At 45.7% G+C, this 25,943-nt stretch carries 23 protein-coding genes; 13 read left to right on the top strand and 10 right to left on the bottom strand.

From position 1 onward, the window contains the following. Nucleotides 1-137: 137 nt before the first annotated feature. Nucleotides 138-623, bottom strand: a complete 486-nt coding sequence (locus tag EO98_RS14575; RefSeq protein WP_048131538.1) for a multiprotein bridging factor aMBF1 — start codon at nt 621-623, stop codon at nt 138-140. A 57-nt stretch (nt 624-680) separates the two neighbouring features. Between EO98_RS14575 and EO98_RS14570 the strand changes: the two genes are divergently transcribed. The 10 genes from EO98_RS14570 (at nt 681) to EO98_RS14525 (ending at nt 9,740) form a co-directional block, all read left to right on the top strand. Next, nucleotides 681-1,979, top strand: coding sequence for a proteasome-activating nucleotidase (locus EO98_RS14570; RefSeq protein WP_048137937.1), 1,299 nt, complete (start codon nt 681-683; stop codon nt 1,977-1,979). A 139-nt stretch (nt 1,980-2,118) separates the two neighbouring features. After that, nucleotides 2,119-2,709 carry a DUF99 family protein gene (locus tag EO98_RS14565; protein WP_048137935.1) on the top strand — a complete coding sequence of 197 codons (591 nt, stop codon included), beginning with the start codon at nt 2,119-2,121 and terminating at the stop codon, nt 2,707-2,709. A gap of 488 nt (nt 2,710-3,197) precedes the next feature. Further along, on the top strand, nt 3,198-4,322 hold the full coding sequence (gene ftsZ / locus EO98_RS14560; protein WP_048137933.1) for a cell division protein FtsZ: 1,125 nt from the start codon (nt 3,198-3,200) through the stop codon (nt 4,320-4,322). 427 nt (nt 4,323-4,749) lie between these two features. Next, a complete protein-coding gene (locus EO98_RS14555; protein ID WP_048131547.1) occupies nt 4,750-4,965 on the top strand; it encodes a protein translocase SEC61 complex subunit gamma in 216 nt (71 codons plus the stop codon). Further along, entirely contained in the window at nt 4,962-5,420 is a 459-nt protein-coding gene (locus EO98_RS14550) for a transcription elongation factor Spt5 (RefSeq protein ID WP_048137930.1), read from the top strand. Before EO98_RS14555 ends, EO98_RS14550 begins: the two co-directional genes overlap by 4 nt. 122 nt (nt 5,421-5,542) lie before the next feature. After that, nucleotides 5,543-6,028 carry a 50S ribosomal protein L11 gene (locus EO98_RS14545; protein WP_048131549.1) on the top strand — a complete coding sequence of 162 codons (486 nt, stop codon included), beginning with the start codon at nt 5,543-5,545 and terminating at the stop codon, nt 6,026-6,028. A gap of 235 nt (nt 6,029-6,263) precedes the next feature. Next, on the top strand, nt 6,264-6,905 hold the full coding sequence (locus EO98_RS14540; protein WP_048131550.1) for a 50S ribosomal protein L1: 642 nt from the start codon (nt 6,264-6,266) through the stop codon (nt 6,903-6,905). Next, nucleotides 6,906-7,940, top strand: a complete 1,035-nt coding sequence (locus EO98_RS14535; protein ID WP_048137928.1) for a 50S ribosomal protein L10 — start codon at nt 6,906-6,908, stop codon at nt 7,938-7,940. It abuts the gene before it with no gap. 50 nt (nt 7,941-7,990) lie between these two features. Beyond that, on the top strand, nt 7,991-8,299 hold the full coding sequence (rpl12p, locus tag EO98_RS14530) for a 50S ribosomal protein P1 (protein ID WP_048131553.1): 309 nt from the start codon (nt 7,991-7,993) through the stop codon (nt 8,297-8,299). A gap of 448 nt (nt 8,300-8,747) precedes the next feature. Further along, nucleotides 8,748-9,740, top strand: a complete 993-nt coding sequence (locus EO98_RS14525; protein ID WP_048137926.1) for a radical SAM protein — start codon at nt 8,748-8,750, stop codon at nt 9,738-9,740. A gap of 212 nt (nt 9,741-9,952) precedes the next feature. On the opposite strand, the gene EO98_RS14520 is transcribed toward EO98_RS14525, so the two are convergent. Together EO98_RS14520 and EO98_RS14515 are read right to left on the bottom strand one after the other, a co-directional pair. Next, the gene (locus EO98_RS14520; protein ID WP_048137924.1) at nt 9,953-11,194 is read right to left on the bottom strand and encodes a HEAT repeat domain-containing protein; all 1,242 of its coding nucleotides are present in this window, start codon (nt 11,192-11,194) and stop codon (nt 9,953-9,955) included. 318 nt (nt 11,195-11,512) lie between these two features. Further along, entirely contained in the window at nt 11,513-12,301 is a 789-nt protein-coding gene (locus tag EO98_RS14515) for an S-adenosyl-l-methionine hydroxide adenosyltransferase family protein (protein ID WP_048137922.1), read from the bottom strand. Nucleotides 12,302-12,422: 121 nt separating this feature from the next. Here EO98_RS14515 and EO98_RS19230 point away from each other — a divergent pair, with 121 nt between their 5' ends. Then, nucleotides 12,423-13,376, top strand: coding sequence for a DUF1616 domain-containing protein (locus tag EO98_RS19230; RefSeq protein WP_082098633.1), 954 nt, complete (start codon nt 12,423-12,425; stop codon nt 13,374-13,376). Nucleotides 13,377-13,670: 294 nt separating this feature from the next. Here EO98_RS19230 and EO98_RS14505 read toward each other — a convergent pair whose 3' ends face one another. Then, on the bottom strand, nt 13,671-14,147 hold the full coding sequence (locus tag EO98_RS14505; protein WP_048137919.1) for a methylated-DNA--[protein]-cysteine S-methyltransferase: 477 nt from the start codon (nt 14,145-14,147) through the stop codon (nt 13,671-13,673). Nucleotides 14,148-14,395: 248 nt separating this feature from the next. Between EO98_RS14505 and EO98_RS14500 the strand changes: the two genes are divergently transcribed. Next, a complete protein-coding gene (locus EO98_RS14500; protein WP_048137916.1) occupies nt 14,396-15,313 on the top strand; it encodes an outer membrane lipoprotein carrier protein LolA in 918 nt (305 codons plus the stop codon). A 101-nt stretch (nt 15,314-15,414) separates the two neighbouring features. Further along, nucleotides 15,415-16,518 carry an outer membrane lipoprotein-sorting protein gene (locus EO98_RS14495; RefSeq protein WP_048138050.1) on the top strand — a complete coding sequence of 368 codons (1,104 nt, stop codon included), beginning with the start codon at nt 15,415-15,417 and terminating at the stop codon, nt 16,516-16,518. A gap of 134 nt (nt 16,519-16,652) precedes the next feature. Here EO98_RS14495 and thiC read toward each other — a convergent pair whose 3' ends face one another. The 6 genes from thiC to smc form a co-directional block, all read right to left on the bottom strand. Continuing rightward, nucleotides 16,653-17,939 (bottom strand): phosphomethylpyrimidine synthase ThiC, encoded by a 1,287-nt coding sequence (gene thiC / locus EO98_RS14490; RefSeq protein WP_048131560.1) that lies wholly within the window; start codon nt 17,937-17,939, stop codon nt 16,653-16,655. Nucleotides 17,940-18,354: 415 nt separating this feature from the next. After that, nucleotides 18,355-19,272, bottom strand: coding sequence for an S-layer glycoprotein N-glycosyltransferase AglJ (gene aglJ, locus EO98_RS14485; protein WP_048137914.1), 918 nt, complete (start codon nt 19,270-19,272; stop codon nt 18,355-18,357). Nucleotides 19,273-19,412: 140 nt separating this feature from the next. Beyond that, entirely contained in the window at nt 19,413-19,964 is a 552-nt protein-coding gene (locus tag EO98_RS14480; RefSeq protein ID WP_048131567.1) for a TATA-box-binding protein, read from the bottom strand. Between the two features lie 194 nt (nt 19,965-20,158). Beyond that, nucleotides 20,159-21,274 (bottom strand): SMC-Scp complex subunit ScpB, encoded by a 1,116-nt coding sequence (gene scpB, locus EO98_RS14475; RefSeq protein ID WP_048137911.1) that lies wholly within the window; start codon nt 21,272-21,274, stop codon nt 20,159-20,161. A 45-nt stretch (nt 21,275-21,319) separates the two neighbouring features. After that, nucleotides 21,320-22,387 (bottom strand): ScpA family protein, encoded by a 1,068-nt coding sequence (locus EO98_RS14470; protein ID WP_048137909.1) that lies wholly within the window; start codon nt 22,385-22,387, stop codon nt 21,320-21,322. Further along, the gene (smc, locus tag EO98_RS14465) at nt 22,380-25,907 is read right to left on the bottom strand and encodes a chromosome segregation protein SMC (protein WP_048137907.1); all 3,528 of its coding nucleotides are present in this window, start codon (nt 25,905-25,907) and stop codon (nt 22,380-22,382) included. Before smc ends, EO98_RS14470 begins: the two co-directional genes overlap by 8 nt. Nucleotides 25,908-25,943 lie beyond the last annotated feature (36 nt).

The following is a 25,943-nucleotide window of genomic DNA, read 5'->3' as shown; positions in this document are numbered from 1 at the left end:
AAGAAGCTTAAAGGAAAACCTATTAGAATGAAAACTCTCTCCATTAGAATTGTTTCCGGAAGGAAAAACCTGCCGGAAACGATTGTTACTGCTGGAAAAAAAACCTCAATTAAAACCTTTACAGTTAAAACCCACACTTATTTGCGCTTAATTTTTACTATGTCGCCAAGAGTAGTATCTTTCCTCATGTGAGAGACTTCCTGCCCTGCGGCATCCGTGCGTTCGGTGAGTTTGATATTAAGGGCATGTTCCAGTTTCTTTCTAACAGATTCTTCGGGTACTATTTCGCTTCGCTCTATCTTTCTGATCAGGGATGCTTTTTCCTTGATGTTTTCAGCCAGATCTTCAAGAGACCAGCCTTTGGCTTCTCTGGCGTCTCGGATAATCTGATCGTAGTTGTCCAGAAGTTCATCTTTTAAAATATCGAAGAAATCCTTCTTTGGCCTCTTTTCAGTTCGTGATACCGTACGAACTACCGGAGAGACTTTCCTTGATACGGGCGTCCGTTTATCAACGGGCTTACCGTACGGTGCACATTTCGGGCAGACCTGGAGTTCGCTGTTATCAATTGTAACGGATATAGGCTTTTCACGGATCTCTGCACCACATATTTCGCACTGCATATTGATCACTTCGAAAACGCTATATACGGTATGAACTTAAATAATATTCGGAGCTCCATGACGGAAAGTACCAAAAGTAAGGATGAAAGCATGCGCAGTCACCTTGTGAAGTCCGGATCTGTGTATGACGGAATCGAGCCTGGAGAGCTGGGGGAGTCAACTGAAAGCGTCCAGGACCGAGTGAGGCAACTTGAAAGCCGCAACAGTTTTCTGGAAGAGCAGTGTAGCCAGATAGAGTCCGAAAAACGCTATTTAGAGAACCAGAAGATCAAGTATGAGAGAGAAATACGAAAGCTTCAGTCAGAGCTTGATCGCATGAAGACCTCTCCGTTGATCATTGGTACGGTTATTGACGTGATCAAGAATGATCGTATAATTGTCCGTAGCAGTAACGGACCTCAGTTTCTGGTTAACGTCTCACAATATATTGACGAGAAAAAACTGCTGCCAGGGGCAAAGGTTGCCTTGAACCAGCATACACTTGCCATTGCAGAGGTTATCCCTTCCACAGAAGAGCCTTTTGTTGCCGCAATGGAGGTTATCGAAAGTGTTGAAGTGGATTATGATCAGATAGGTGGTCTCGAGGAGCAGATTCAGGAACTTCAGGAAGCAGTCGAACTTCCGCTAATTGAGCCTGAGCGCTTTGCCCGGATAGGGATTGAGCCCCCGAAAGGAGTACTACTCTACGGGCTTCCGGGAACGGGCAAAACCCTGCTTGCAAAAGCCGTAGCCCATAGAACCAATGCAACATTTATCAGAGTTGTGGGTTCTGAACTTGTACAGAAATACATTGGGGACGGCTCCAAACTGGTAAGGGAAATCTTCGAGATGGCACGGAAAAAAGCTCCCAGTATCATCTTTATAGATGAATTGGATTCGATAGCTGCAAGGCGTTTAAACGAGACGACTGGCGCAGACAGAGAAGTTCAGAGAACTTTGATGCAGCTTCTTGCAGAAATGGATGGCTTTGACAAGAGAAAGAACATTCGGATCATTGCAGCAACAAACAGACCGGATGTCCTTGACCCTGCAATTCTCAGGCCAGGCCGTTTTGATAGGCTTGTCCATGTTCCGATGCCCGGAGTAGAAGCCAGAGGAAAAATCCTCGAGATCCATTGTGAAAGGATGACTCTTGCGGGAGAAATCGACTTTAAAAAGCTCGCAAAAGCTACCGAAGGGATGAGCGGAGCAGACCTGAAGGCAATTGCCACTGAAGCAGGCATGTTCGCGGTCAGAAAAGATAAGGAACTCGTTGAAATGGAAGATTTCCTCGAAGCAGTGGGTAAGGTATCTGTGGCTGCAGATACGCAAAAAATGATGCCTAGCAGCCCTCCTGAGACGACAATGTTCGTGTAAAAAACAGGGAGTCACAAAAAAGACCTTTCGGGGGTGCCCGTTTTTACAGAAAAAATTCCAGTTTCCCGTTGATTTCTGCTGGGAGTGGCGTCATGGGGAACCGGCAAACTATTTTTGTAATTCAGACATAAAGATACCTGTGAGTTCAGATTTTCACATCAAACCCGAAATCCGAATTCTGGGCATAGACGACTCTGCGCTTCTTAATGAAAGGGTAATGATAGTAGGAACTGTTTTCAGAGGAGGAGACTGGATAGACGGAGTCCTGCGCTCGGAGATCACCAGAGACGGACTTGATGCTACCGAGGTGATAAGCACGATGATAAAGAATAGCAGGCATTACGGCCAGCTCAGGATTATCATGCTTGATGGAATCACTTACGGAGGCTTCAATGTTGTTGATATAGAGGAACTTTACAGAGAGACAGGACTTCCTGTTATTGTAATCATGCGTTCCTACCCTGATTTTGAAAAGATTCGATCTGCCCTCAGGCATTTCTCCGATGGAGATGTGCGCTGGGACATAATAAAAAAAGCCGGCAAAATAGAAAAGCTGATAACGAAAAAAAACGGGACTCCGACTTATATCCAGAAAACCGGAATAGGGATAAAAAGCGCAGAAAAGATAGTCCGCCTCACTTCAATAAGAAGTAATATTCCGGAGCCTCTCAGGGTTGCCCATCTAATTGCAACAGGCATCATCTTTGGGGAATCAAGAGGAAAAGCATAACTGAAAACATAACCGTTTTTGCCGGACTCCGGGAGAGGATCCGGGCAGAGAACCAACAGAATCTTGAGCAGCGACCTGAGCAGAAAATTTAGCAGAAATAAGCTCCGGGCGGGTATGAGATTAAGGGGAAACATGAAAAAAAATCAGGAAAAAAGGGAAAGATAAAAATACAGGAACCAGCCTCAAAAAACATACAAAATAAAAAAATATACATTTGAGACAAATAAATTAGAGAAGTGCAGGCAGAAAAGAGAAACAGACCAGATAATCCCGAAGAGCAAGGAATATAAAATCAAACAGGAAAATAGAGTAACATTAATAAAATTATTAAGCATATACAGTGTAAATTCAAAAACTGGAAAAGGAAAACTATTAAATTGGAAACTGTATATGTGATGGTTAAAATAATTTGTTCCTTGTTGTAGTATACTTATTTCTAATACAATCCGTTAAATGATCATCCCAGCAGAATGGAGGAAAACAGTAGTATGAGGTCCATTGTGGAAGAAGCCCTTGCTCGATCTGCCCTGGAAGGACGCGCCGGGCAGGGAGAGTACTCAGATCCAGATTACTCTAATGAAAATTTAGAAGTGGATGCTGAACTTGAAGAAATACTGAGAAGCCTTAAAACAACTATCAAAGTAGTAGGTTGCGGAGGCGGCGGTTCAAACAGTATCCAGCGCATGATGGGCGAAGGCATCCAGGGAGCAGACCTTGTTTCTCTGAACACTGACGCTCAGCACCTTCTTCATATACGCTCCGGCAAAAAAATTCTCATAGGGAGAAAGAAAACTAGAGGACTTGGTGCCGGCAGTCTCCCCCAGATAGGAGAAGATGCTGCAATCGAGAGTATTGATGAGATTAACAAGATCGTCCAGGGCTCAGATATGGTTTTTATTACCGCAGGCCTTGGAGGAGGAACCGGAACCGGATCCGCGCCTGTAGTGGCTGAGGCAGCCAGGGATGCAGGAGCCCTTACGATTGCAGTCGTAACCCTCCCGTTCAGCGTGGAAGGGCATGTAAGGAGGACAAACGCTGAGGCCGGTCTCGAGCGTCTGAGAGATGTTGCCGACACAGTTATCGTTGTCCCCAACGACAAGTTGATTGAAGTGGTCCCAAGGCTTCCGCTTCAGGCTGCCTTTAAAGTATCGGATGAAGTCCTGATGAGAGCAGTAAAGGGCATAACCGAACTGATTACAAAGCCCGGACTTGTCAACCTTGACTTTGCAGATATCAGAACTGTGATGCAAAACGGAGGCGTTGCTATGATAGGGCTTGGAGAGGCAGACGGCGAGAACAAAGCTGTCGAGTCTGTCCAGAAAGCTCTGCGCAGCCCGCTCCTTGACGTGGACATATCAGGTGCGACCTCTGCTCTTGTTAACGTGGTTGGAGGCCCTGACATGACCATTTCGGAAGCCGAGTGTGTGGTTCAGGAAGTCTACAGCCGCATAGACAGCAATGCCCGCCTGATCTGGGGTGCGCAGATCGATCCTGACCTCGAACAGACAGTACGTACCATGATCGTGGTCACAGGAGTTACCTCCGCCCAGATTTACGGTCACGGGAACGATAAGAACATTACATATAAGTACGGAATTGACTTCGTAGAGTGATCAGATCAGGAATGAAACAGTAAAATGGGTTAAAACGCTCGGTTGGAAAAAACACTGTTTTCCTCCTCTTAAAGGAAAAAGAAGGAACGTAGGAATATAAATCCAATCGAAAACTATTTTTATGGTAAATGCAGTATGATGCCGATACAATTCGGCATCAAAAATGAATAAATATTTACTGACACGATAAGGGGTTTACGTGAGTAATAATCCTGCGTCTAAATTTTTGGATGTTTAAAAGACCGTGCCAGTGATATCTTCATATAATAGGAATTAATAATATAATCCGCCCGTCCTTCCTGAGATATTAAATCCGATATTCTGTGATATAAAAGCAAATTTCGGAGATGCAGCATACAAAGGAAGAGCCGCGCGTAAAACTCCAGAAAAAAATAAAGATGTATATAAAAACCTGGATGTGAATTAATTGGCAGAATCCACATTTGAACCGAAAATAACCACAAAAAGCGTTGGTCAGGCAATCCGGGCACACCTGAGGGTCCTGAAACTTACGAAAAAACCGTCCAGGGAAGAGTTCTTGACCATTGCCAAAGTTGCAGGTGCCGGCATACTGGCTGTGGGCGCAATTGGATTTATTATCTATGTACTGCTGACAATGTTGCCCCAGTGGGTGGCCCAATGAGTGAGGATTCCCAGATATTCGTAATCAAAACCACGGCAAACCAGGAAAGATCAGTTGCAATGGCCCTTGCAAGGATTTCGAAGAAGGAGAGACTGGACATAAGGGCAATCCTGGCTCCTGATGAGCTCAAAGGATATGTCCTTGTCGAGACCCCAAAGTCCGGAATCGTGGAACTGGCAATCCAGACAATTCCACACGCAAGAGCCATTGTTAAAGGGAGTTCTTCAATCGCTGAAATCGAGCATTTCCTTAAGCCCAAGCCAATAGTGACCGGAATCAAGGAAGGGGCTATAATTGAGGTCACCTCTGGACCCTTCAAGGGAGAAAAAGCCCGGGTTAAAAGGGTTGACGAAGGGCATGAGGAAATTACTGTGGAACTCTTCGATGCTGTGGTTCCGATCCCCATCACGATTCGCGGCGATACCGTAAGAATACTCAAAAAAGAGAAAGACTAAGCCAGAAATCGGATGGAAACGCCTGAAACATTCCAGCTTATTAATAAACAAAAATCACCAGTACTCAGAGTGGATTGAAACAAATCTACAAAATTTATACTATAAAAACCGGTGAGACTCAGATGACAAGTATTGTTGAAGCACTTGTCCCCGGAGGAAAAGCGAATCCCGGACCACCATTAGGTCCGGCACTTGGTCCGCTCGGGGTCAATATAAAAGACGTGGTCGAAAAGATCAATGCAAAAACAAGGGACTACAATGGAATGCAGGTCCCTGTGAAGATAATTGTTGACGACAAGAAAAACGTCGAGATCGAGGTAGGCACCCCTCCGACCGCATCCCTGGTCATGAAAGAACTGGGGATCCAGAAAGGGTCAGGAAATGCAGGAAGCGAGGTTGTTGGAAACCTCACCATCCCGCAGGTTGCAAAGATCGCCCGTATGAAAAAGGAAGACGTGCTTGCTTATGACCTCAAAGCCACAATGAAAGAGGTAATGGGCACCTGTGTCCCTATGGGCGTGAACGTAGAGGGAATGAAGGCTAAGGACTGCCAGAAGGCACTCGATGAAGGCAAATTTGACGATTTGCTTGCAAGCGAGGAATGGTAAACCTTCTTCTCCTTTTACCTTTTAATCCGTGGTCTGTCTACACACCAATAGTTTTAAATTGGATACCACTAATAGCACAAGAGCCTTGAACAGTGTTCTACTGGAATAGCTTAGAGAAAGTTATTGGTGGCTTACTGTTAAGAGTAACAGACCCGGATGGGAGCCCCTACAACCACCGTAGTAAGCCGGAGTGGCTGTCTGGACACTGAGTTCAAACACTACGGGGAGGAACAAGATGGTAGAAAAGACTATACTGGAAGCTGTCAAGAAAGTTATTGAGGAGTCGCCAAAACGCAATTTCTCGGAAAGCGTGGATCTGGCGATTAACTTAAAGAACCTTGACATGAACCAACCGAAGAACAGAGTCGATGAAGAAGTAATTCTTCCGCACGGGCTCGGAAAAGAGCTGAAGATCGGTGTTTTTGCAAAGGGTGACGTTGGCCTGAAGGCAAAAGCTGCCGGTGCTGCGTATGTTATTTCTGATGTTGAGCTCGAAGAGCTGGTAGCTGACAAAAACAGAGCCAGAACTCTTGCAAACGAATGCGACCTTTTTATTGCAGAAACTCAGTTCATGCCGATAATCGGTAAGAACCTTGGTATTGTTCTGGGACCCAGAGGCAAGATGCCTATCCCACTCATGCCGAACAAGGATATCGGCGAACTGATCCAGAGCAAGCAAAATGCAGTCAAGCTCAGGTCAAAAGACAGACTTACCTTCCACGTGGCTGTCGGCAGAAGGACTATGAATCCTGATGACCTTGCCGAGAATATTGAGACTATTATGGCCAGGCTTGAGCGTGTCCTCGATAAGGGCAAGCACAACCTCAGAACGGTCTATGTCACGACAACCATGGGGAAATCAGAGAGGGTGGTGTAAATGGCAGAAGAAAGGCATCACACCGAGCACGTCCCGCAGTGGAAAAAGGATGAAATCGAAAACATAAAGGAACTCATCCAGTCCCACAAAGTTTTCGGGATGGTAGGGATCGAAGGCATTCTTGCAAACAAGATCCAGAAGATTCGCCGGGACCTTAAGGACGTTGCGGTGCTCAAAGTCTCCAGGAACACCCTCACAGAGCGGGCTTTAAACCAGCTCGGGGAAACCATTCCCGAGATGAATAAATACCTTGACAAACAGACTGCTCTGGTATTTACCAATGAAAGTCCCTTCAAGCTTTACAAATTGCTTGAGCAGACAAAGACACCTTCTCCAATAAAAGGAGGCGCAATAGCTCCTGTGGATATAATTGTCCAGAAGGGCCCCACCAGTTTCCCACCTGGCCCGATTCTGGGTGAATTCCAGAGCGCAGGGATTCCCGCTTCAATAGAAGCCGGGAAGGTAGCAATAAAGGAAACTAAGGTTGTCTGTAAAGCAGGTGAGGCAGTCCCGCAGAAGCTCGCCACCATGCTCGCAAAGCTGGAAATATTCCCACTCATTGTAGGGCTTGACATGAGAGCCGCCTATGAGGAAGGGACAATTTACGGGCCGGAACTCCTTGCAATTGATGAAGGCAAGTACTTCTCTGACATTATCAGTGCAGTTCAGAATGCTTTCAATCTCTCAGTCAACACTGCATACCCGACAAGCGCAACAATCGGCACCCTGCTGGCAAAAGCACATGCAGAATCAAAGAACCTTGGTGTCAATGCTGTTATACTTGAACCGGGAGTCATGGACGCCCTGCTGGCAAAAGCACATGTCCAGATGACCTCTGTTGCATCCGAAGCTGCAGATAAGGACGCAGCTGCTGTGGATGAAGATCTGAGGGAAGTTCTCGGAGCAGCCGCAAGCGCGGCAGCAGCAGTAGCTCCGGTAGCAGCAGAAGAAAAGAAGGAAGAAGAACCTGAAGAGGAAGAAGAAGACCATGCCGAAGAAGACGGAATGGCCGGACTCGGTGCCCTTTTCGGATAAACAGATTTACGATTTACAATTTACGATAATATAAAATTAGGTGATCAACGATGGAATACATATATGCAGCTCTCTTATTGCACAACGCAGGTAAAGCAATTTCCGAAGAAGCAATCACTGCCGTTCTTCAGGCAGCTGGTGTAGAAGTAAACGAAGCCAGGGCAAAAGCCCTTGTCGCAGCCCTTGACGGCGTGGACATCGAAGAAGCAATCGCAAAGGCCGCATTCGCAGCCCCCGCAGCAGCAGCAGCTCCAGCAGCAGCAGCCCCTGCAGCAGCAGAAGCTGCTGTTGAGGAACCAGAAGAAGAAGACACCTCCGAAGAAGACGGAATGGCCGGTCTCGGCGCCCTCTTCGGGTGATTTCAATACCCATAGCTCGCCTCAGGGCGGGCATTCTTTTTTTTGGATTTCAAAACTTTTGAAGTATTTTTAGTGGTTTTAAAAAATAATCGTTTTGAAAAATAATCGTTTTAAAAAATAATCGTTTTGAAAACAAGAATTTGTACTCATAATAAATATTCCCATAGTTCAGATTTGGTTAAAGCTTAACTGTTTCCCTATTCAGAGATTCAATGTTCAGCTATTTTGAAGGTTACTTCTCCGAGCTGTTTTTCCATACTAACGTTTAAGATTATGTTTCTGGCCAATTAAGTGATTATTTTCTTACCTTCTCTTAAACATTTTAATCTCTTTAGTTCTCCTGTTATTCAGCTTCTCTTACAAAAAAGTTATAATAAAAAAGCTCATGAATAGAGGAATTAATCTTGAATGGAAAAACTGCTATTGTTAAAAACAGAAAGAGATCCCTATGTCCCGATTTGACCCCATCATGGCTTCAAAAGCCCTCTGGCAGATAAGGATTAAAAAGCGCCCTTTTGTCATCTCTCACGGCGTAAATGCCAGCTGCAATATGAGCTGCAAGTTCTGTGAATACTGGAAAGAGCCCGGAAAAGAACCAAAAAGAGAAGAGGTCTTCAAGCTGCTCGATGATGCGAAAAAATTCGGAATAGGAGTTTATAATGCCTGGACGACTGAACCTCTTCTCAGAAAGGACCTGCCCCTGATAATGGCTCATGCAAAGGGACTCGGGATGGTCACATCCATGGTCACAAACGGAAAGCTGCTCTACGAAAGAGTAGAAGAGCTTGAAGATGTGGATTTCCTTTCGGTTTCAGTAGATGGGATAAAAAGCTATAAAGAAATCCGGAGAATGGATTTTGAAACCCTGCTGAAAGGCTTAAAAAAGGCTATCGAGGTAAGGAAACACCAGAAACAGAAAAATCCAATCCTGCTGAACTGCGTACTCACAGGAAAAAATCTGGACGACATTGAAACCCTGATTTTGCTTGCGAAAAAACTGGGTGTAAAAATATCATTTGAGCCTGTACATGAGTTTCCCGGAATCAGCGAAGAGATCTGGAGCGAAATAGGAATCCGCGACAAAGAAAAATTCCGCCGGGTTGTGGACAGAATAATCGAGCTGAAAAAAGAGGGCTTCCCCATTATTAACTCCAAAACCTACCTCAAAATGGTAAGGGATGGAAAAATGGATTACACATGCAGGGCAAGCGGCATTATTATCAATGTCACACATGACGGGACTGCCGAGACCTGCCGGGTACAGCATGAACCACTCGGGAACGTTATGAAAGACGGATTTGAAAAAGTATGGGAAGATTCTACACAGCGCAGGAAAGAAATAGTGCAGAATTGCGAAGGCTGCCTCTTTTTCGGGTATACTGAAAATAGCCTGATGCAGAGTTTCAATCCTGAAGTTTTGATGCATTACGAGTGGATGTAACGGCAGATTTGCGCTTCCCGATTTGCGCTTCGGGATCACAGGAAATCGGAGATTTTCTGGGAGTTGCACTGCAAGTGCAACAGCACGCGGTCCTTTTCGCTCACTTTGTTCGCTCAAGAGGACTTAAAACAGGTGTGGGGATAAGTTCAGGGAGCGAAAAACAGGGCAACCGGAATACCGTATCAAATGTTTCTTATTCCTTTGATCCTTTTTCACCTGAAATCCTGGTTTTCGGAAATAATCCCCAGGGCTCCGGCTGCAACTCTCCTGACCTCCGGGTCCATGTCATTTAGTTTATTAACGAGGACTTCGATTGCTTTTTTATCTCCACTTTTTCCGAGGGCTTCGGCGGCACACTTTATTACCCAGGGATTATCGTCATCCAGCATTTTGATAAGAGAGCTTACTGCCTGCGGGGCTCTGAGGTTTCCAAGTGCATATACGGCAGTAATCCTGAGTTCGGGGTCGGGTTCGTTAAGCATTCCGATGAGAGGCTCAACTGCACGTTTGTCTCCGAGTTTTCCCAGGGCATATGCGGAAGCGTTTCTTACTTCAGGGCTGAGATCAGCGAGTTTTTTGACCATGTGGGAAACAGCCATCTCGTCCCCCAGGTTTCCAAGAGCTTCTGCGGCATGCTTTCTGATTTCCGGGTAGGGAGAATCCAATCTGGAAAGAATGGCTTCCAGGGCTTTTTTATCCCCGATTTCCCCAAGAGCGACCATGATATGTTTTTGAAGTTCTACGGGAGTGCCTGCCATCTGAGGGTCTTCCAGCTTTTTGAGAAGGGCATCTACCGCATTCCGGCTTCCAAGGTTTCCGAGAGCTTCGGCTGCAGCAACCCTGACCTCAAGGACTTTATCGTCCATCCTTCTGGCAAGAGGGAAAACTGCCCTTTCATCTCCGAGCCTGGCAAGCGCCCGGATGGTATGCGACCTGAAGTCAGGATCTTTATCTTCAAGCTTTTCAACAAGCACATCGACGGTTTTTTCGCTCCCAACACAACCGAGAGCCTCAACTGCAGCTCCCCTCACCCGGGAATTTTTATCTGCCAATTTTCTTAAGAGTGCATCTGCTGCCTGTTCATCCCCCAACCGACCCAGAAGCTGAGCCGCAACCATCCGGACATCCGGTTTTTCGTCATCAAGGGCCTGGATACAGAACTCCGTATCCTCGGCACTGAGCTCCATTTGCCCTGAAGACCCCAAGCCCTCAAGCTCCCGAAGGAGATTCGAAAGATGAGCAAATTTTTCGGAGGAAGTTTTTAGCCCGGAAACATCACTTAACATCTCCAGGGAAAGATAAACGATGGCGACGAGGGAGGCTACTAATGAAAACAGAGAAGTGAAAAGCATGAACTTTATTTTCACTTCTGGGGGAGAATATAAGCTGAAAATGATAAGCATCAGCCCGTTGAGATATATGCTTCCGGCAGCCGTGTATGATACGATTTTCAAAGGGAGCTTTAACCGGTTTGCAATCGAATGGATGCTGTCCCGGGCCCTCTGCAGGACAGGGCAAAAATGGCAATAAACACGGCATATACTGCAGCTATAGACTGCATCACCGCAGAGGGCACCCAGAAGTAATTATTCATACTTCCGGCCCTGGTTCCGGGATCATTTCCGGAAAGAGCGACATAGCTTAGAACAATCAGAATAGAAAAGAAAAAGAATTCCAGTTTGTACGTTTTTACATCAGTTAATTTCATACTTAACGGGCAGTTTGTATAAAGAATATTCTATAAATATTCACCTGCCTGAAGGCGAAGCTACTCATAAAATTTTAATTGCCACAGGGTCCCCACCTCTGAGCCCGAACTGAAGTGCAGCACTTCCCTGGTTTATCGCAATTTCCAGAAAACCGTGGCTGCCTATAAGTGCAAGTGCATCTTCCTGTCCGACAAAACCATAACTCCGGACAAAGGGGACTTTTCGGCCGTTTACCTCTACCTTCGAGCCAAAAGTGCAAAATTGCAGAATGGCATCTTCCGGGATATTCGTAATCACATTTCCGAAACTGTCAGCAAAAACAACTTTCCCCATAAGAAAAGGCCCGTCAACTCCAAAATATCCGAAATCAAGGTCCACAAAATCCGAGACTCTATGCCCGACACCCTCGATTGGCATACCTTTTGAGAGGTGGGCTCCCACAGGTGCAAAGATGTCCCTGCCGTGGAATGTCGCGGAAATCCCGGATTTGAGCATAAGGTCCCTGTTTGTAATTTCATACACTTCCATCTCCCCCAGGCAGCGAGCTGCAGGGATCAGGAGCCCGTTGTCAGGCCCCACGAAAAACTGCTCACGGCCAGCCTCTCCGGCTTTTATGGCAAGGGCGCGGCGGGAAGTCCCGACCCCGGGGTCGACAACTGCCACATGAACAGTCTTTTCCGGAAAATAAGGGACAAGAGAGTAAAGGGCAAAAGCGCCTTCCCGGATACCGGCCCTTGAGATCGAGTGAGTTATATCAACGATTTTCGCGTCGGGGTTGATACGCAGGACCACGGCTTTCATGGCTGCAGGGTAGAGGTCCCCAAAATCGGTGGTAAGGGTGATGACAGACATGAATATTATTCGGCTTTTTTGCTATTTTACACTATGGCGAATTGAGAAATAATATTAAGATGTGAGAAGATACAGTCCTACATTGGAAAATATAGAGGGAAATAGAAAAAGCGTGGCGAAAATGAAACATACAAAAATATTATTCATACTGATTCTCATAAGCCTGACTCTTTTTACATCAGGCTGCGAGGAAAGAACGATTGCAGAACCCCCGGATTCAGAAGAAGACTCTGAAGTTCCCGAAAAACTTAGCCTTGAAGAAGCCAGACAACAAGCCAGCTTTGAGATCATAACCCCGGAATACCTGCCCGATGGATATGTTTTCAATTATTCGATAGTATACAATAATGGCAATATAACTCCTGAAGATCAGGATGCCAAAATAGTCATCCTTAATTATCAAAAGGGGAACAAAAGCTTTCAGATAAAGGAAACAGTCTACGAAAGCAAATGGGAGTTTGGGGATGCTGAAATAACAGTCTACCCAGACAAGCTTGAAGAAAATACGTTCATGGAGGGGACTGAAAAAATTAGCATCAACGAAAGAGATGCAAAATACCTTGAAGGACCAGAAGATCTGAATCTACTGCAGTGGGAGCTTGGAGGAGTTGAGATAACCTTGAGCGGATCTCTCGAAAAAGCCGAGATGCTGAAAATCGCGGAATCTTTAGATCCTTATACCGAATTCTATATCCTCGGACCTGAAGGAACTGCTGAGAACTATCCAACAGATTACGTTCTCGGAAAAAGCGGAACAGTAATAGTAGGAGTCGTGAACCATGAGTACAAACCCGTGAATTATACAATGGAAGTCAGGCTCGAAGATACACCTCTGCCTTTACCCCCTGATCAGCAGTATATAACTCTCGGGGACAACGAGACCTGGGAAAAAGCAGTTACCATAACCCCACCCTTTGAGGGAACGGAGATGACGCTTGGATTTTTGCTCTACAATGAGGACGAGAAGAATGTACTTGAAGAGGGCATCTGCATGCCTTATAGAGACCTTCGTCTATGGATAAACGTATCACAGAATCTCTCGGAAAACATTTCAACTCCGTTAACGGCAATATAAATAACTGAGCTGAAATTCAACATCGAGTCCGCCTTTCCAGAAAAAGCTGAGGTAATTAAATCTGCAGGAATAAGTATTGTTCCAAAGCGGTCAGCACATGATTTCTCCGGGAATAAGTATTGTTCCAAAGCGGTCAGCACATGACTGAAATAATGATTGTTCTTGTGACAATATTTTATCTTACAGTTGCATTCCTGTTTTTGAAATTGGTATATAGATTAAAGAAAAGTTGACAGAACTCACAGAGAACTAAACAGGATTTACAGAGAAATGAGGAATGATCTTTGTGTTTTCTTATTTCAAATTGTTTCCTTCAAGCCTTAATAAAAACTCTTTTACATCCAGCCCACTAGCATAACCCGTAAGTTTCCCGTTTGCCCCGATAACCCTGTGGCATGGCACTATTATTGCGATCGGATTCCGGTTGTTTGCAAGCCCCACGGCCCGGGAAGCCTTCTGGTTTCCAATGCTTTTTGCGACCTCTCCGTAAGTCCTGGTTTCCCCATAAGGGATTTCACATAGAGCCTTCCAGACAGATTTCTGAAACTCCGTGCCTTCGGGAGCCAGCTTTACGTCAAAAGACTTGAGTTGCCCTGCAAAATAAGCTTCAAGTTGCCCGGAAATTTCCCTGAAAAAATCCTCATTTTCCGCCCAGCCATCAGGAACTTCGATGTTCTTTTTGCCTGTCTGGATGTTTAAGTATTTCAGGCCTTCCTCGTCCCCTGCCAGAAGTATTGGGCCTATTGGGGATCCAACTACATGATAATACATTTCTGTTTTCTCCTGCCGGTTACAGGTAGTTCTATTGTTTCTGGTAGAAATGCCTATTCAATGCCGGACCTATAAAATTCTCCAATGAATAGGCAGAAATTTCACAATTAAGACATATATTTTATAATATTTTTTCGAAAGATTTATCATAAACAAACTTTAAAATTTGAAGTACTGGCCCGAAAACAGAAAAAAGATCAAGAAAACAAAAGGAAAACGTAAATAAAAAAAACTGGAAGTTGGAGAAAATGAAAACAAAGACAATACTGCCCGTACTTATCGTCGTACTTATCGCAACGACACTTGCCCTATTTACCTCGGGCTGCGGGGAGAAACTCACTGTAGAAAAGGAACTTACAGAAGAGAATGGACTTACAATAGAAGAAATTGCAGCCCATATACAGCAAAACGAGGGCAATATCGAAGATTACTCATGTATAATACACCTGAACTTATTTTTAGAGGGAGAAGCCCTGGAAAGGGAATATGAGGTCATGTGCAAGAAACCGGACATGTACAGAATTCTAACGAAAAAACCGGGAGAAGAAACTGAAAAAGAAGAGGTTTCGGACGGAGAGTACATGTGGACCTATTACCCCTGGAAAAACACCACCATAAAAGTAAAACTGCCTGAAACTTCCGGACCCGAAGAAAAAGAATCCGAGGAAAAAGAATCTGCAGAGAAAGAGTCTGGAGAAAACAGTGGTACCGGGTTCATTGAAGGCCTCCTGAATGACAGCGGTGTATCCCTTCTCGGGACAGAAGAGATAGACGACAGGCCCGCCTACCTGCTGGGAAAGAACTCCGAAGAAAAAGGAGATGAAAAAAGAGAGGAAGATAACGAAAAAGGTGGAGAGAAAGAGGCAGATGGAGAAGAAGAGGGGGCCCAGCCAGGATATAGGGAAAAGTTCTGGATAGATAAAGAGACAGGGACGCTTCTCCGGTATGAGACATATGACAGCAGCGAAAACCTGACAGTAAAATATGAAATACGAGACCTGAAAATCAACACGGGCATCCAGGACTCCGAATTTGAATTTGAGGTGCCGGAAGGGACAACGGTAGAAACCAGAGAGTTCGGGAAATATTATCCTCCTGAAAACCTGACAGGCCCTGATGGGGACAGGCAGATAGCCTCAGGTTTCATCATAGGTCTTTGTCCCTGAAGAGAAGGGGCAACGGTGGAAAATAGGGAGGAAGAATAGGATTCAACTTTCAATGGGATGGGAAGAATTCAAAAAACCCGGGAAATAGAATGGTGGAGAAAATGACAGACAGGAAAATACTTACAGCATTTACATTACTGGTTCTGCTGGTTCCGGTCCTTTTTGTATCGGGCTGTACCGAGGAACACAGTGCGGAAGAAATCGCAGAACAGATGCAGGAAAAAGAAGCCAGCATCCAGGATTACTCGTATACGATGCAAATAACCTCATACATTGGAAATCAGACACGAGAAAGTGAGATCCAGACCCTGCAGAAGAAACCAGACAAGACAAAAACCGTTGCAATCAAACCTGAAGAAGAAGCAGGAACAATTGTGGTTTCGGACGGGGAATTTATGTGGACCTATGACCCGAAAACAAATACGGTCATAAAAATGGAAATGCCGGATACCCCGGTATTGGGTGAGTTAGATTCCGCAGGAATTATTGGCGAGTTCCTGAACAAAACGGATGTCTCTCTGCTTGGTATGGAGGAAATCGACGGAAGGTCCGCATACTTGCTGGAGGCAAACCCGAAAGAGGAAAAAGAGGGACTCCTGTTTGTAGAAGGGATGAAACTCTGGGTGGACAAAGAGACATGGATGCCTCTAAGGTATGAAATATATGACAGCAGCGGAAACCTGATGATGGAACTTGAGATCCGCGACCTGGAAGTCAATCAGGGGATCCCGGATTCCGAGTTTGTATTCGAGGTGCCGGAAGGGGCAACCGTAAAGACCGTGAATTTTGACTCATTAATTCCCGAAGAAATGACCCTCGAAGAAGCCAGAGAATCTGCGGGATTTGAAATCCTGGTTCCGGAGTACCTCCCCGAAGGATATGCCTTCAACTATTCGACGGTCTCCAACAACAGCTGGATAGCCCCTGAAGGGCAGGCCTCCGAGACGGTTTCCCTGAGATACGAAAACGAGGAGGAAGATTATATTTTCCTTTCGGAAACCGTACACGAAAACGAGGCCCCGGAAGCTCCAATCATGAATTCTGCAGAAGAAGTTTCTATTAACGGGATGGAAGGGAAGTACCTTGACCTGGGGGACATGAATATCCTGAGCTGGAAGATAAGGGATATTGACCTGAGCCTTACCACCCCCCTGGAAAAAGACGAATTACTGAAAATTGCAGAGTCAATTTCGGAAAAAGAATAAATCAAAAATTCACGAAAAATACAGAAAAACTGAAAAACAACAAAAACTGAAAAACAACAAAAACTGAAAATAACAAAAACAAAAGAAAAGAAAGTAAAGGCCAAAGGCCTTACTTTTTTTGCGAGACTACTTGCTTATTTTGCGAGGTTGTAGCTCTGGTTGACGATCTTCAGGGCGCAGTAGTTGCCGCACATTGTGCATGCGTCGGTGTCTTCGGGTGCCCTGCTGGTCCTGACTGCTCTTGCGTGTTCGGGGTCGATTGCAAGGGAGTACATCTTTTCCCAGTCGAGTTCTCTTCTTGCTCTGCCCATGTCAAGGTCCCACTGTCTTGCTCTTTCGGGGTACTTTATCATGTCGCCGACGTGAGCTGCAATTCTGGAGGTCTTGACTCCGGTTATGACGTCTTCGAGGTTCGGGAGGGCAAGGTGCTCTGCAGGAGTCACATAGCAGAGGAAGTCACAGCCGCATGATGCGGATACGGATGCGCCGATTGCGGTTACGATGTGGTCATAGCCGGGGGCGATGTCAGTAACGAGAGGACCGAGCATGTAGAAGGGCTTGTGGCCGCTCATTTCCTTCATGAGCTTTACGTTGGTTTCGATCTGGTCGAGGGGGACGTGGCCAGGACCTTCGACAATGACCTGCAGGCCCTGCTTGTGTGCCCTGTCAGCCATCTCGGAGTTGATAATCAATTCCTGGATCTGGGCGCGGTCGGTTGCGTCGTGGATTGCACCTGCACGCATTCCATTTCCGGTGGAGAGGACAACTTCGTGTTCCTTGAGGATTTCAACGAGGTAGTCGAAGTTTGCGAAGAGTGGGTTTTCCTTTTCGTTATGGAGCATCCAGGAGCTCATGAAGGCGCCGCCACGGGAGCAGAGACCGCCGTACCTGCCGTGGGCTTTAAGCCTGTCAAGGGTAATGTTGTTGATACCAGTGTGGATTGCCATGAAGTTGGTTCCGAGCTTTGCCTGGGCTTCGGTTGCGTTGAAGAGCTCGTCTTCGGTCATGTGCACGATTGAACCGTACTTCCTTGCAGCTTCAATGAAAGCCTGGTAAAGAGGCACTGAACCAACTGAAAGGGAGATGCTGTCAATGACTTTTTTCCTGATTGCGAGGAAGTCTCCACCGGTCCCGAGCTCCATGAGGGTGTCGGCGCCTGCTTTTTCTGCAGCGATTGCCTTTTGGACTTCCATCTCTGGATCAACAATGTCTGAGGATACACCAATGGAGGCATTGACCTTGGTCCTGAGCCCTTCTCCAATACCGCAAATCTTTACCTGTCTGTAGGGAGAGGTTGGAATAACGATTCTTCCGGCTGCAACGCCACGGCGGACAAATTCAGGGTCAAGTCCTTCGTCCTTTGCAACGATCTTCATCTCTTCAGTGATAATTCCTTTTTGTGCATCTTCCACAATTGTCATATTTAGTACCTCAAGCTTTCATTTATCTGTAAGATCATCATGCAAGATTCATAAGTAAGTAAAGGGATTGTGAGTTAGATCCTAAAAGGCTAGTAATTATATATAACACTATTTAAAAAACTAACTTTAACCTTAATCAACTTTACTTTACTTATATGTAGAGAGATGCCGAAAATAGATAGCATCGGATTAAAATAAGTTTTTTATAAAGAATTATTAAAAGTTGTTTTGAGTAGATAACAAGTAAAGTTGAGTTGAGGGGAGAGTTATATTAGAAGAAACTTGAAAAATGAGGATGAAAAATGAGGATGAAAAATGAGATGAAAAAGTAGATCCGGAGAAAAAATAAGTACAGGAAAAGACCTGTAGAATGCTTAAAAAATGTGCAGCGATCAGAAAACACAGAGATTTCTTATTATTTTCTCTGCTTATTATTCTCCTGGATTAAGCTGACTGTTTGCCTGTGGAGAGTTACTATAAGATCACTGATCATCCCGAAAATGAACATTTGAAGACCGAATATAATAAACAGTGTTGTGAGAATCGAAAGAGGGATGCGGGTGATTCCCTGAAGCCACTGGAATACCACAAAGGTTCCCGTAAACAGACCTGCCATAATAAAGAAAAAGCCTATAACCCCGAAGTAAAACATAGGGTTATGCACTTTTGCAAGCCTGTAAATGGTAGATCCGATTCTGATTCCATCTTTTACAGGGTTTAGCTTGGTTGCACCTTTTTCGCTTCGGGGGAGGTAAGTAATCGGGACTTCTTCAACCCTCTGTTTTTTCAGGATGCATTCCACAGAGATTTCGGTTTCGATTTCAAAGCCGGCCTTGTTAAGTTCAAGGTCCCTCACACTCTCGAGAGTAAACGCACGGTAGCCTGAGAGAATGTCTGTTAAATGTACTCCGTAAGCAAGGTTAAAAAACATATTAATCAGGCGGTTGCCCACAAGGTTAAGCTTTGTAAAAGCCCCCGGGGAATAATTTTCCAGCCGGCTACCTATAACATGGTCAACTTTTCCTTCCAGAACAGGCTCAAGGAGAGTAGGAGCTTCTCTTGCAAGATATGTCCCATCTCCATCGACCATTACCACATAAGGGCTCTCGATAATTTCGAAAGCCTGGATCACTGCCTGTCCCTTGCCCTTTCTAGTCTGCAAGACAACTCTTGCGCCTTCTGCCTCTGCAATCTGCGCTGTCCCGTCCCTGCTGTTTCCATCGATTACCAGAATGTTGGAAAACCCTTCTTTTTTGAAATCTTTAATGAGCTCCCCTATCGTTGCAACTTCGTTAAGGGTAGGAATGAGGATGCAAACATCTGCATTATTCACGTTTCACACATATCCTTTGCCGGAGCCTCTACGCGTATCGCAGAATCCGTTTTTATATAATTATTCTATCCATATCCTTTCCACCGGAGACAGATTTAATGGATATAATGGATATAATAGATTAAAAAATATGAGGATTCTTATAAAAGCCCCATGTTGTCGAGCTGTTGACGGACTACTTCTACACCCCTCTCACAGTCTTCAGGGGATTTCCCGCCTGTAACTACCAGTTTTCCGGAACTGAAGATAAGGACAACTACCTTGGGTACATCGATTCTGTACACAAGACCCGGAAACTGCTCGGGTTCGTATTCGATATTCTCAAGCCCAAGCCCGATTGCAATTGCATTGAGGTTAAGGATAGTGTGCAGGTCTGCGGAGGCAACTATATTCTGGACAGTAATCTGCGGGTTTTCGATTGTCGGGATCCCTATACCGTTCAGCTTTTTTGCCATATTGCCAATAACTGTGTGCACGTCATTGACATTTTTTGCTCCTGTGCAGACAACCTTTCCGGAAGTAAAGACCAGGAAAGCGGCTTTGGGGTCAGAAACCCTGTAGACGAGCCCTGGAAACTTCTGCTTGTTGTACTCGGCGCCTTCGAACTCGGATTCGATCACAATTAGATCAAACTCTTCAGCGAGTTTGGTGGATGCGACCACGTTTTCAATTTTAATGCTAGATTCGCTCATTAGTCAACCCTCAGTATATAAAGCAAAAGTAATATCCTCTAACCAGTATATAAAGATATAGTTAAATGCCTCGCATACTATATAAATACTATATATATAGAATATAAATGGAACAGAAAAGCTTAAATTATGGGCGCCAGTGAATTAAAAAAAATTAAAGGAGAAAGTGGCACCCGCATTGGCTTTGAGATGCCTCATTCTTCAAAGTTTTTCAAGCCTTCAAGGAGGGAATCATATTTTTTGCAGACCCTCTCGAGAAGGTCGCCCTCTACAGTGCGGTGAGTAGGTATCAGAATATTTGCCCCATTACCTATGCTAACTCCTTCGCGTGAAGTCCCGTAATCCGGAGCAACAAGGATACCGTCTGTAGAAATCCGTATGTTGAGGTCGTTTACGATCCTTGAGACCATCTCAGTTGCAGGTTTTACCTTCCTCTCAATTAGGAAAGCCGAAGATACGTATTTTTCCCGCGTCTCCCTGATCTTCCGAAGAGTGTTTTCCACTGTTTCGGGGTCTACCTCATCGGAAAGTTCTTCAGAGATTAGAGAGACTGCCTCGATAAGGTCTTCAAAGGTTGTTGAACGAACCTCAAGGATTTCCCCATCACAATGCTGCTTCACGGTATCAAGGTAGCCGGCAGAGACCACAAGCACATCAGCCTCAAGCAGGCGGGAAATTTCCTCCTTTGAAGGGCGGTAAGCATTGGCAACAAAATAGTCTTTAATCCCGCACATACCCATAAGGGACTCATACATTGGAGTCACAGCAATGATCTTTTTCCCAACCCAGAGGTTTATCTCACTCTGCCCTCCCTGCGACCTCAATAGTTCAATGATTTTTTCCTTTATGGCTTTAGGGTCATTTCTTTTGAGCCCGAAATAATCTGCAAACAGAGAAGTTGTAGAAAGCTGCCTGCTTCTCCCGCTGGGCACAGACTCAACAAATCCTCTCTCAATCAGGTCTTTTATATGATCATAGGCCCCACTGCCCCTCATATCGATAAGGTCGGACTGGAGCAGAGGCTGATGATAGGCAATCATAGAGAGGGTCCGGAGTTTGGGGGCGGATAGTTCTTTTGGGGCAACGTCCCGCATAAGTTCGGAGTACTCCGGCTTAACCTGCATAACGTAACGGTCTCCAAGGTCCAGAATTTCGAGGCCTGATCCCCGGAAAGAGTAAGCCTCCATCAGCTCCTGCACTGCCGAAAAGACATTCTTTTTTGGCTTTCCGGTAATTTTCATAAGTTTTTCAAGGCTTACTGCCCTGCCCGCAGCAAAAAGAGCCGCTTCGATAATTTCAAGCTCACTCATAAGTTTCACGACCAAAAAAGAGGATAAGGTTATTTTTCATTTGAGTTAACGTGTTTCTTCAGGAGAGTCTACATCTATATGTTCCGGCTCAAAGGACAGAACCTCGGGATACCCGGCTTCATCAGGCTCTCCATCAGTGTACTCAACCGGAGGTTTACTGTTTGCAAAATTGTCTTCCATAGAAAATTCAGGCTCTGAAACATCTCCTGTTAAGCCCTGTTTGCTCTGAAGGAAGAGAGGCGGGTTGCCTTCCGTAGAAAACCCTGATTCTTCTCCTGGATAAATATACAATTCCCCGAAAAGTTCACTCTGGAAAAGCCAGATCTTTCTGCTCGAAGCAAGAAAGAGGAGGGAAAGGTAATCCATGATCCTGTCTTCACTCAGTTTAAGGAGGTCAGAAAACTCCACAACAGGCTGCTTCATAAATAGTTCAACAAGCCTTGCCCAGATAAGTACCAGCCTCGAACCGATCGCCTCGTCGTGGGCAATCCCGAGCACGTCTCCGGTAGTAAGGGGATCCGGAGAAATATCAGGTTCTTCTGCAGCCAGACGGGCTTTCTTTTCGTTTTTCCTTGAGAGCGTCCTTTCAGCTTTTTTAAGCTCCAGAATAAGTTCATTCAGTGTGACAGGCCTTGTGGAAAGGCGGCGGACAGGCAGCTTTGGGATAGGAAACTCATCAGGCTCAGGGAGGTCTTCATCATCGAAAAATCCAGAGTCAAAATCATCTTCTTCTTCTTCCGTTCCGAGAATTACTGAAGATTTCATTCGGAGGAGGACAGCTGAATAAAGGAGAGTCCTTGAGGAAATCCTCAGGTCCATTTTCTGGAGCTCTTCTATCCTTTGCAGAAAACTGTCAGTTAGCTGCACAACATCGATATCCCAGGGATCGATCTTCCCGTCCTTTGCAAGTTCGACCAGGATACCCAGGGGCTCATAGGAATCAAACTCTGAAAGGTCGAGCAGAGTCCAATCAACGCCGAGGCATGAAAGAGTGTTCGGAAGCCCGAAAACTTCGGGGTCTGAAAAAAGAGAATTCTTTTCCCCCGATTCACGAACATCGGGGGAAGGAAGTCCGGAAATATCAAGTGCCGAATTATCTATAAGTTCAGCCATTAAACTTCACTCCGGTAATACTCGTGATGTTATTCTCCTGCATTGTAACCCCGATAGTCCGGCTTGCCGCCTGGATCATGGGTTTTCTTAAGGAAACAACAATAAACTGGACTTTTGAGCCTGAAGTTTTAACGTGCCTTGAGACTCTCTCCACGTTCCAGCCGTCAAGGAACATGTCGATCTCGTCAAAGGCATAGAAAGGAGCGGGGCGGTATTGCTGGATTGCAAAAATAAAGGCAAGTGCGGTAAGGCTCTTTTCTCCTCCGGACATGGCTTCTATACGCTGGAGAGTCTTTTCTTTTGGCTGGGCCCTGAGGGTCATTCCTCCGGCAAAGGGGTCATCAAGGTTTTCCAGCAGGAGTTCTCCCATGCCATCGGAAAGCTCGTAAAAAATCTCTTTGAAATTGGTATTTATGCTTGTATAAGCCTCCATAAAGGTGTCCCGCTTGAGCTGCTCGTAATGGTCAATGCGTTCAAGGAGCTGTTCTCTTTCGGAAAAGAGAGTATCGCGTTTGCCCTGCAGGTCTGAAAGCCTTAGTTCCACCTCGTTATACTCATCGATTGCCCTCATGTTTACAGGTTCAAGCCTGCGCAGGGCTTCTTCGATTGCCTGGATCCTTATGTAAACGGTTTCGTAACTCGGGACCTCTAAGGATTCTTCTATGCCCCTTCTCTGTATCTCTTCAAGCAGCTGCTTTTCCTGGTCAAAAAGTGCACTTCTCGTAGCTGTGAGAGTAAGTACCTGCTGTTTTGCCTTTTCAAGGGTGGTTGCGGCTATACTGACCCTGCGCTTTACTGCACTGTATTCGGCCTGAACATTTTCCCTTTCTTTCTGGAGCCCCATAAGCTCGTCGGAAAGTTCAAGTTCCCGGTTCTGTTTTTCCAGAAGCTGCACTTCAAGTTCCGCAATTTTTGCCCTGAGAGAATCTACTTTTTCACGCCTTGAAGCTTTCTTTTCATCGAGTTCCCGGATAAGCTCCTTAGCTTCGGCAATCTTCTGCTCAGCATACTCTTTTTCGAGCTGCAGGGCATTCAGGTTTGCTTCGGTGTCCCTGATCCTGCCGTCAAGTCTCCGGATTTCCTCGTCTACAAACTCGGCTTTTTTGTTGATCTCGGGGAGAGGAGAATCAGCAAGTTTTGCCTCAATTTCGGCAACCTGTACCTCAAGTTCAGCCAAAGCGCCTTCTTTTTCAGCCTTTTCTGCAATTACACTGTCCATTTCAGCCCTGAGTTCTGTCCTGGACTCTTCAATTGCTCTCAGGTCTGCCTGCTTAGCTTCAAGGAGTTCTGTAAGTTTGGTTCCCCTGCCGGCAATTTCCTGAAGCTCGAGTTCTTTTCTGGAGATGGTAGCCTCACAGTCGCGGATCTTCCTGCTCAGCTCAAAAACGTGGCTTTCAATGTTGTCCTGTTTACTGATCGCTGCAGTCCGGCTTGCGTCGAGGGATTTAATCTCACCTGCAAGCTCAAGGAGTTTGTCTTTTTCCGCTGCCGCAAAAGAGATCCCCGATTTTGAAGAAAGAGAACCTCCAACCATTGCCCCACTCTTTTCAAGGAGTTCACCTTCAAGGGTGACCATTCTTGCCTTTCCCATGAAACGGCGGGCACTGGCAAGGTTTTCCATAATAAGGGTATCCTGGAAAACATACCAGAAAGCAGGTTCGAAGTCGGGATCAAATTCGATGAGGTCAATTGCGTACCCTATTACTCCATTTTCATAACTGAGGCTTTCAAGCCGCCTGGAATCCCTCATTTTATTAAGCGGAAGGAAGGTAGCTCTTCCGCCCTTTCTCCGCTTCAGGAATTCGATTGCCTCTGCAGCATCCCCATCATTATCTACAACAACTGCCTGCATCCTGTTACCTGCAGCAACCTCAAGGGCAGCCGCATACCTGCGGTCAACTTTTCCCAGCTGGGCAATGGTCCCGTGAATTCCAAAGAGTTCATTCTGCCTGGAAGCTCCGATTACCATTTCCACAGCCCTTGAATATCCGCCTCCCTGTTCTGAAGCCCGGACCCTTGCCTCGGCAATTGCATATTCCTGCTGGAGCCCGTGAAGCCTGCTCTCAAGTTTCTTTATGTCTTCCTTGACCCTGAAATGGCTGCTCTCGACATCGTCACGGTCTTTTATCAGGGACTCCAGGTTTTCCGTAAGCTTCTCAATCTCATACTGGACAGAAAGAGTATCACTATCAGAGGCAGTGAATGCAGCTTCTGCATCCCTGATCTGGTTTTCGATATCCCGCAATTCCGACGATTTTCTCCTGAGGGTATCAAGGAGCCGGTCCTCATTTCGGATAAGCTCATTTTTTTTGTTTTTAATGTCCTCAAGTTTCTTGCGGGCAGCCATGAGCTCGTCCCTTGTTGCTGCAAATTTTGCATCCACATCCGCAATCCTGCTCTGAAGCAGCATACGCTCGGTTTTTCTCTCGGACAGCTCAGAAGAGATGCTTTCTTTTCTCACGTTTTCAGTTTCGATTTTCTCTTCGAGCTCCCCTACCTTGCCCTTTGTGGAGTCGATATCAACAAACGCCTTTCTGCGCTTTGCGTCAGCGTCTTCAAGTTCGGATTCCGAAAGCTCAATGCTGTCCACACAGCGGGAAATTTCCCCTTTTGTCTCTTCGATTTCCCTTTTGACCTGCAGCTGTTCGTCTTCCCCTTTTTTCCGGATTTCAAGGGAAATTGTTTCCAGGGCCTGTTCAAGGGCTTCTAATTCCTTAACCCTCTCGTCCAGCAGTACCTGGACTTTTTCAAGATGCTCTGCTTTGCCTGCAAGTTCTTTGTCCACATTTTCCAGTTCTGTTCTGGCATCCTTGAGTTTGGAGAGCAGGACATAGCCTTCAAATTTAATTTTATCAGTCTTCAGAGCCTGGTACTTCAGTGCCTGGTCTCGTTCCCCTGCAAGTTTTTCAAGCTGGGTACGCACCTCTTCAAGGATGATGTCCACGCGTTCGACCTGCTGCCTGACGATTTCCAGTTCCCCGAGCGCCTTTTGCTTACGCTCATCAAATTCTGAAACCCCGGCAATTTCGTCAATGATTTTCCGCCTTTCTACAGAGGTCATGGAGGTGATCTGCGTGACATCTCCCTGCATTACCACATTATAACCTTCAGGCGTTACTCCTGCCTTTGCAAGCTGGGAATGGATTTCCCCCAGGCTTACGGCTTTTCCATTAAAGTAAAAGTAACTGTAGTACGCATTTTTTGTCCGCTTGATCTTTCTTGAGACCTCAACCTCATCAAGCTCTAACGGCATCTTGCGGTCAGTATTGTCAAAACGGATCGTAACCTGGGCAAAATCAGGCTTTTTTGCCTCGTCTCCATTGTAAATAAGATCCGTAAGTTTTTCAGCCCGGAGAGTCCTGGAGCTCGAAAGCCCGAGCGCAAAGAGAATCCCATCTATGATGTTTGACTTCCCACTCCCATTAGGACCGGAAATAGTGGTGAAGTCATTGAAAAAGGAAATCTTTACTTTTTTTCCAAAGGACTTGAAATTAACGAACTCGATTTCTTTTATGTACACAGAATGCCTCTGAGGTTTTGCGTTTTTGAGGATGTC

The sequence above is a fragment of the Methanosarcina sp. 2.H.T.1A.6 genome (assembly GCF_000979455.1).
GTDB lineage: Archaea > Halobacteriota > Methanosarcinia > Methanosarcinales > Methanosarcinaceae > Methanosarcina.
Note: the sequence above shows the minus strand (reverse complement) of the source record. Positions and strands in the feature narration are given on the sequence as shown.

Coding starts and splice junctions, on each gene's coding strand:
- EO98_RS14575 (WP_048131538.1), bottom strand. CDS start 623: ATGCAGTGCGAAATATGTGGTGCAGAGATCCGTGAAAAGCCTATATCC.
- EO98_RS14570 (WP_048137937.1), top strand. CDS start 681: ATGACGGAAAGTACCAAAAGTAAGGATGAAAGCATGCGCAGTCACCTT.
- ftsZ (WP_048137933.1), top strand. CDS start 3,198: ATGAGGTCCATTGTGGAAGAAGCCCTTGCTCGATCTGCCCTGGAAGGA.
- EO98_RS14550 (WP_048137930.1), top strand. CDS start 4,962: ATGAGTGAGGATTCCCAGATATTCGTAATCAAAACCACGGCAAACCAG.
- EO98_RS14545 (WP_048131549.1), top strand. CDS start 5,543: ATGACAAGTATTGTTGAAGCACTTGTCCCCGGAGGAAAAGCGAATCCC.
- EO98_RS14540 (WP_048131550.1), top strand. CDS start 6,264: ATGGTAGAAAAGACTATACTGGAAGCTGTCAAGAAAGTTATTGAGGAG.
- EO98_RS14535 (WP_048137928.1), top strand. CDS start 6,906: ATGGCAGAAGAAAGGCATCACACCGAGCACGTCCCGCAGTGGAAAAAG.
- rpl12p (WP_048131553.1), top strand. CDS start 7,991: ATGGAATACATATATGCAGCTCTCTTATTGCACAACGCAGGTAAAGCA.
- EO98_RS14525 (WP_048137926.1), top strand. CDS start 8,748: ATGTCCCGATTTGACCCCATCATGGCTTCAAAAGCCCTCTGGCAGATA.
- EO98_RS14515 (WP_048137922.1), bottom strand. CDS start 12,301: ATGTCTGTCATCACCCTTACCACCGATTTTGGGGACCTCTACCCTGCA.
- EO98_RS19230 (WP_082098633.1), top strand. CDS start 12,423: ATGAAACATACAAAAATATTATTCATACTGATTCTCATAAGCCTGACT.
- EO98_RS14505 (WP_048137919.1), bottom strand. CDS start 14,147: ATGTATTATCATGTAGTTGGATCCCCAATAGGCCCAATACTTCTGGCA.
- EO98_RS14500 (WP_048137916.1), top strand. CDS start 14,396: ATGAAAACAAAGACAATACTGCCCGTACTTATCGTCGTACTTATCGCA.
- EO98_RS14495 (WP_048138050.1), top strand. CDS start 15,415: ATGACAGACAGGAAAATACTTACAGCATTTACATTACTGGTTCTGCTG.
- thiC (WP_048131560.1), bottom strand. CDS start 17,939: ATGACAATTGTGGAAGATGCACAAAAAGGAATTATCACTGAAGAGATG.
- EO98_RS14480 (WP_048131567.1), bottom strand. CDS start 19,964: ATGAGCGAATCTAGCATTAAAATTGAAAACGTGGTCGCATCCACCAAA.
- scpB (WP_048137911.1), bottom strand. CDS start 21,274: ATGAGTGAGCTTGAAATTATCGAAGCGGCTCTTTTTGCTGCGGGCAGG.
- EO98_RS14470 (WP_048137909.1), bottom strand. CDS start 22,387: ATGGCTGAACTTATAGATAATTCGGCACTTGATATTTCCGGACTTCCT.